The sequence below is a fragment of the Streptomyces sp. Da 82-17 genome (assembly GCF_046098215.1).
GTDB lineage: Bacteria > Actinomycetota > Actinomycetes > Streptomycetales > Streptomycetaceae > Streptomyces.
The window spans coordinates 24,948-31,478 of record NZ_JBJURH010000038.1; the positions used below are offsets into that span (position 1 = coordinate 24,948).

Here is a 6,531-nt window from a genome sequence, read left to right on the forward strand (position 1 = left end):
CATGGACATCGTGTGGTTTCTCGCCCGCCGGTTCCTCCAGGCCCTCGCCGTGATCCTGATCGTCACGGTCGTGGTGTTCTGCCTGCTGCACGCGCTGCCCGGCGGCCCCGCGCGGGGGATCCTCGGCCCGCAGGCGACGGCCCAGCAGATCGCCGCGTTCAACCAGGAACAGGGCCTGGACCGGCCGCTCCCCGTCCAGTACGTGTACTACCTGCACACCCTCCTGCAGGGCGACCTCGGCACCTCGTACGCCCTCAACGAGGGTGTGGCCGAGCTGATCGGGCAGCGGCTGCCGAAGACGCTCGTCCTGACCGTGCTGTCGGCGCTGGCGGGGCTGCTGCTCGCGGTCCCGCTCGGCATGTGGCAGGCGGTGCGGCGCAACAAGCCGGTGGACTACGTGCTCACGGGGCTGAGCTTCGTCGCGTACTCGACGCCGGTGTACTTCCTGGGACTCGTGCTCGTGCTCGTGTTCACGCAGGTCCTGCGGTGGTTCCCGTCGCAGGCGCCGCAGGGCGACAGCCTGGCGCAGGTGTTCGCCGACCCGGCGGCGCTGGTGCTGCCGGTGGTGGCGGGGGCCGCGTCGATGGTGGCGGTGTTCAGCCGGTACATGCGGGCCTCGACGCTGGAGAACCTGTCCGAGGACTACGTCCGCACCGCGCGCGCCGGCGGCTCCCGCCCGCGGGCGATCCTGTGGCGGCACGTGTTCCGCAACTCCCTGACCCCGGTGACGGCCATGCTCGGCTACTACGTGCCCGTCCTCTTCGGCGGCACCCTCGTCGTCGAGCAGCTCTTCAACTACCCGGGGATGGGGCTGCTGTTCTGGAGCGCGGCCCAGTCGTCCGACTATCCGGTGCTGCTCGGCTGCGTCCTGGTCGTCTCCGTGGCGACGGTGGTGGGCACGCTGCTCGCCGACCTCGTCCAGCGCGTCATCGATCCCCGAGTGAAGGCGGGCCGGGCATGAGTGCCGTACTGCAGACAGCGCAGGCCGAGCCGAAGGAGGCGGTCACCGGGTACCGCCTGTCCGTACGCCGCTTCGCGCGCAACAAGCTGGCCGTCGCCGGTCTGGCGGTCGTCGTGCTGTTCTTCCTGTTCTGCTTCGTCGGCCCGCTGCTCTGGCCCACGGACCAGACGCACACCGACCTGTCGCAGGTCAACCTCCCGCCCGGCGGCGCCCACCCGCTCGGCACGGACGCGGTGGGCCACGACGAGCTGGGGCGGCTGATGTTCGGCGGCAAGGTGTCGCTCCTCGTCGGGCTCGCCGCGGGTCTCCTCGCGACGGTGGTCGGCACGCTGTGGGGCGCGGTCGCCGGGTACGCGGGCGGCTGGGTGGACGCGGTGATGATGCGGGTCGTCGACGCGGGCATCGCCATTCCCGCCCTGTTCATCCTGCTCGTCGTGTCCGCGATCACCACGCCCGACCCGCTCGGCCTGGTGGTGATCCTCGGCCTGGTCTCGTGGCTGGTGCCGTCGCGACTCGTGCGGGCGGAGACGCTGACGCTGAAGAGCCGCGACTACGTCCTGACGCTCCGCGCCGTCGGCGGCACCCACGGCCGGGCGATCGCCCGGCACATCCTGCCCAACTCGGTGTCGACGATCGTGGTCGCCGCGACGTTCCAGGTCGCCGACGCGATCCTGCTCGTCGCGTACGTCTCGTACCTCGGCCTGGGCGTGCAGCCGCCGGCGACGGACTGGGGCGGCATGCTGTCGGCCGGGCTGACGGCCGCGTACTCGGAACGCTGGTGGCTGATCCTGCCGGCCGGCCTCGCGATCATCCTCGTCGTCTGCGCGTTCAACGCGGTCGGCGACGGGCTCCGCGACGCCTTCGACGTGAAGGGACGCGCATGACCCGCAATCCGACGACCGACCGCATCCTCGACGTGGACGGCCTCGGCGTGACGTTCACGACGGACAGCGGCGACGTGCCCGCCGTACGCGACGTGTCCCTGCACGTCCGGCCCGGCGAGACGCTGGCCCTGGTCGGCGAGTCCGGCTCCGGCAAGTCGACGGTCGCGCTGGCCGCGATGGGCCTGCTGCCCGGCAACGCCCGTGCGCGCGGGCGCATTTCGGTCGGCGGCACGGAGGTCGTCGGCGCCCCGGAGGAACGGCTGGCGCGGCTGCGCGGCCGTACGGCGTCGATGGTGTTCCAGGAGCCCGCCACGGCCCTCGACCCGCTGACCCGGATCGGCCGGCAGATCGCCGAGGTCGTCCGCAACCACCGGCCGGTCTCCGCGCGGGAGGCCGCCGCCGAGGCGGTCGAGCTGCTGCGCCGGGTCGGCATCCCGGAGCCGGAGCGGCGGGCCGCGGCGTTCCCGTTCCAGCTGTCGGGCGGGCAGCGGCAGCGCGTCGTGATCGCCATGGCCATCGCGAACTCCCCGGACCTGCTCGTCGCCGACGAGCCGACGACCGCGCTCGACGTCACCGTTCAGGCCGAAATCCTGGACCTGCTGCGGGAGTTGGCGGCCGACTCGGGCACCGGCGTCCTCCTCGTCACCCACAACATGGGCGTGGTCGCCGACTTCGCGGACCGGGTCGCCGTCATGCTGCGCGGCGAGATCGTGGAGACGGGACCGGTGGAGGAGGTGCTGCTGCGGCCGACGCACGCCTACACCCGGCAACTCCTCGCGGCGGTCCCCCGCCTCGCCGTGACGGGAACGCCGAGCACACCGGAAGCCCCGCCCGCGCCCCCGGAATCCCAGCAACCCGTGGTCCGACTCCGCGATGTGAGCGTGCAGTTCGGGCGGCGCGGGAACGCCGTACGGGCCCTGGACGGGGTGTCGCTCAGCGTGCACGCCGGGGAGACCGTCGGGCTCGTCGGCGAGTCCGGGTCCGGCAAGTCGACGGCGGCCCGGGTCGCGCTCGGCCTGGTCCGGCCGGACGGCGGCACGGTGTCGCTGTTCGGCGCCGACCTGCGGACGACCAGGGGGCGGGCCCGGCGGCGGCTGCTCTCCGGGGTCGGCGTGGTGCTGCAGGACCCGGTGGCCTCGCTCGACGCGCGGATGAGCGTGGCGCAGTGCGTGGCCGAACCGCTGCTCGTGCACCGGCGCGGCATGCCGGCCGCCGAACGCCGGGAGAGGGTGGCCGAGGCACTCGAACGGGTGGGCCTGGCCCGGGAGTTGGCGGCACGCGGGCCGCGCGAGCTGTCCGGGGGCCAGCGGCAGCGGGTGAGCCTGGCCCGCGCCCTGGTCCTCGAACCCCGGCTCCTCGTCGCGGACGAGCCGACGAGCGCGCTCGACGTACGCGTGCAGCAGACGGTGCTCGACGTGATCGGCGAGCTGCAGCGGGAGCTGGGCTTCGCCTGCCTGTTCGTGTCCCACGACCTGGCCGTGGTGCAGCAGTTCGCGCAACGCGTGGTCGTCCTGCGCGCGGGCCGCGTGGTGGAGCAGGGCCCGACCGGCAGAACCCTCCTGGAGCCCGCCTCGGAGTACACGCGCCGCCTGATCGCGGCCGTCCCCGTGCCGGACCCGGTGGTGCAACGGCGGCGGCGCGCAGACCGGCTCGCGTCGACTGCCGTGGCAGCGAAGGGAGTTGTCGCGTGACGGGGAGTAGCGGCGGGGTGCGGCCGGTCGACGTGGTCGCGGGCGTCGACATCGGCGGGACGACCACCCAGGCCGTCCTGTGCACCGCCGGCCTCGCCGTTCTCGACCGCGCGGAGGCGCCGACCCCGGCGGCCGAGGGTGGCCGGGCGATGGTCGACGCCGCGCTGTCCGCCGTACGCCTGCTGCTCGGGCGTACGTCCGCGCGGCTGCTCGGCGTCGGGGTCGGGGCCGCGGGGGTGGTGGACGCGGGGGCGGGGCGAGTCCTGGTGGCCAGCGACTCGTTCCGGGACTGGGCGGGGTTCCCGGTGGCGGCGGCCGTCGAGCGGGAGCTCGGCGTGCCCGCGTTCCTCGACAACGACGTGAACGCCTTCCTGCGGGGCGAGGCCGTACGGGGTGCGGCCGCCGGGGAGCGGCATGTGCTCGGCATGACGCTGGGCACGGGCGTGGGCGGTGCGCTGTGGCTCGACGGGGCGCTGTACGACGGCCCGCACGGCGCGGCCGGGGAGATCGGGCACGTGCCGGGGTTCGGTCGGCTGCCGTGCACCTGCGGCGGGTTCGGGCATCTGGAGACGGTGGCGTCCGGCCGTGCGATCGCCGCGCGCCACCGGGAGCTGACGGGCCGGGACCTGGGCGCCCTGGAGGTCGCCGAGGCGGCGGAGCGCGGCGACGCGGACGCGGCCGAGGTGTTCGCGGGGGCCGGGGCGGCGGTGGCGCGGGCGCTGCTGATCACGGCGGGCCTGCTGGACGTCACGACGTGCGTGCTCGGCGGCGGCGTCGCCCGCGCCTGGCGCCTCCTGGAACCCGCCGTCCACGGCGCCCTGGCCGCCGAACCCCCGGTCAGCGGGCACCAGTTACGGGTGCTGCCCGCGCTCCTGGGCGCGGAGGCGGTCCCGGTCGGCGCGGCGGCGCGGGCGGCGGCGGAGGTCGGCGTGCTCGAAGGTTCCTCGTACGCGAAGGGTTGACCGGGGTCGGTCGCGCCCTTACGGTCTCGACCGAAAACATTGCTGAAACTTTCGGCAAAAGTCTTCAGCACTGTTGTCCCACCTCTCCAACGGCCTGACGAGCAAGGCGCGTTGCCGGACATGGCCACCCTTCGCCCCCGTCCAGGAGGACCCATGACCGGTCGGACCAGCACAACCCGCGGCAGAACCCGCAGGAGCCGTAGCGCCCGTAGCGCCCGCAGAGCCCTCGCGACCGCCGGTGCGCTCACGGCGCTGCTCGCGGGCGGCGTCGTCGGCACGGCCCCGCAGGCACAGGCCGCCCCGCCCGGCGGCAAGGACGTGACGGCCGTGCTCTTCGAGTGGAACTTCGCCTCGGTCGCCAAGGCCTGCACGGAGCGGCTCGGCCCGGACGGGTACGGCTACGTGCAGGTGTCGCCGCCGCAGGAGCGGATCCAGGGCGACGCGTGGTGGGCCGGGTACCAGCCGGTCAGCTACAAGATCGCAAGCCGCCTCGGCGACCGGACCGCGTTCAAGAACATGGTCGACACCTGCCACGGCGCGGGTGTCAAGGTCGTCGCGGACGCGGTGATCAACCACATGACGAACGCGTCCGGCACGGGCTCGGCGGGCTCGTCGTTCACCAAGTACGACTACCCGGGCACGTACTCGGTGTTCGACATGAACGACTGCCAGGGCTCCATCAGCAACTACCAGGACCGCTGGAACGTCCAGCACTGCGAGCTGGGCGGCCTCGCCGACCTCGACACCGGCGAGGAGTACGTCCGGGGCCGGATCGCCGCGTACCTGAACGACCTGCTCTCCCTCGGCGTGGACGGCTTCCGGATCGACGCGGCCAAGCACATCCCGGCCGACGACCTGAAGAACATCAAGTCCCGGCTGAGCAACCCGGGCGTCCACTGGAAGCAGGAGACGCTGTACGGGGCGGGCGAGGCGGTCTCGCCGAGCGAGTACACCGGCACCGGGGACGCGCAGGAGTTCCGGTACGCGTGGGACCTCAAGCGGGTCTTCAACAGCGAGAAGCTGGCGTACCTCAAGAACTACGGGGAGGGCTGGGGGTACATGCCGAGCGGCAGTTCGGCGGTGCTCGTCACCAACCACGACACGGAGCGGCACGGCCAGACCCTCAACTACAAGGACGGCGCGAACTACACGCTCGCGCACGTCTTCATGCTGGCCTGGCCCTACGGCTCCCCGGACGTGCACTCCGGCTACGAGTTCACGGACAACGACGCCGGATCGCCCAACGGCGGCCAGGTGAAGGCCTGTTACAGCGACGGCTGGAAGTGCCAGCACGCCTGGCCGGAGATCCGCAGCATGGTCGGGTTCCGCAACACGGCGCGCGGCACGGGCGTGACGAACTGGTGGGACAACGGCAACAACGCGATCGCGTTCGGCCGCGGCGACAAGGCGTACGTCGTGATCAACCACGAGGGGTCCCCCGTGAGCGGGACCTTCCAGACGTCCCTGCCGGCGGGCGGCTACTGCGACGTGCAGAGCGGCCGGAGCGTCACCGTGGACGGCGCGGGCCGCTTCACGGCGACGCTCGGCTCGAACACGGCCCTGGCCCTGCACGCGGGCGCCCGGAGCTGCTGAGCCCGGACCGACCGGACCGTTTGCACACGTCTCGCCCTGCTCGCCCGGAATGCGGGCAGGGCGAGCGGCCTTCCCGTACGGGGAACTCTCGGGGCGGGGAGACGCGGCGCCTCCGGACGTGAGAACCTTGCCCGCGTATTCGGGTCGGAGCGGAAAGTTCGGGGGCTGTACGCCATGAGCGTCGGCGAGCGGGACGAGTCGGTCGGCAGGGGTCGCACAGCGGCCGAAGAGGCACAGCCTCAGGTGCCGAAACAGCGGGGCGAGGGCTCCGTCGAACCCCAGGACCCCGGCGGGCGGGAGCACGGCCAGGGCCTCGGCGCGCAGGACCTCGACGCCGCCGAGGACGAACTGCTCGCCGCCGACGAAGGCCCCTCGTCCGACGCCGAGTTGATCACTGCGATGCGTGCGGGTGAGGACTCGGCGTACGAGGAGCTGTACCA

General features: G+C 73.1%; 4 protein-coding genes and 2 pseudogenes. All 6 read left to right on the plus strand.

The window, feature by feature from the left end:
- The first annotated feature begins 1 nt into the window (after nt 1).
- Complete coding sequence (locus ACIDOF_RS36765; RefSeq protein ID WP_409010612.1) at nt 2–961, plus strand: ABC transporter permease; 960 nt, start codon at nt 2–4, stop codon at nt 959–961.
- On the plus strand, nt 958–1,845 hold the full coding sequence (locus ACIDOF_RS36770) for an ABC transporter permease (protein ID WP_409010613.1): 888 nt from the start codon (nt 958–960) through the stop codon (nt 1,843–1,845). The genes ACIDOF_RS36765 and ACIDOF_RS36770 overlap by 4 nt, the downstream gene beginning before the upstream one ends.
- Nucleotides 1,842–3,536 carry a dipeptide ABC transporter ATP-binding protein gene (locus tag ACIDOF_RS36775; RefSeq protein ID WP_409010614.1) on the plus strand — a complete coding sequence of 565 codons (1,695 nt, stop codon included), beginning with the start codon at nt 1,842–1,844 and terminating at the stop codon, nt 3,534–3,536. The genes ACIDOF_RS36770 and ACIDOF_RS36775 overlap by 4 nt, the downstream gene beginning before the upstream one ends.
- Nucleotides 3,537–3,568: 32 nt before the next feature.
- Nucleotides 3,569–4,498, plus strand: coding sequence for an ROK family protein (locus ACIDOF_RS36780; protein WP_409010618.1), 930 nt, complete (start codon nt 3,569–3,571; stop codon nt 4,496–4,498).
- A gap of 153 nt (nt 4,499–4,651) precedes the next feature.
- Nucleotides 4,652–6,088 (plus strand): annotated as a pseudogene (locus ACIDOF_RS36785) (alpha-amylase); the annotation flags it as partial.
- Between the two features lie 177 nt (nt 6,089–6,265).
- A pseudogene (locus tag ACIDOF_RS36790) lies at nt 6,266–6,531 on the plus strand (RNA polymerase subunit sigma-24); the annotation flags it as partial.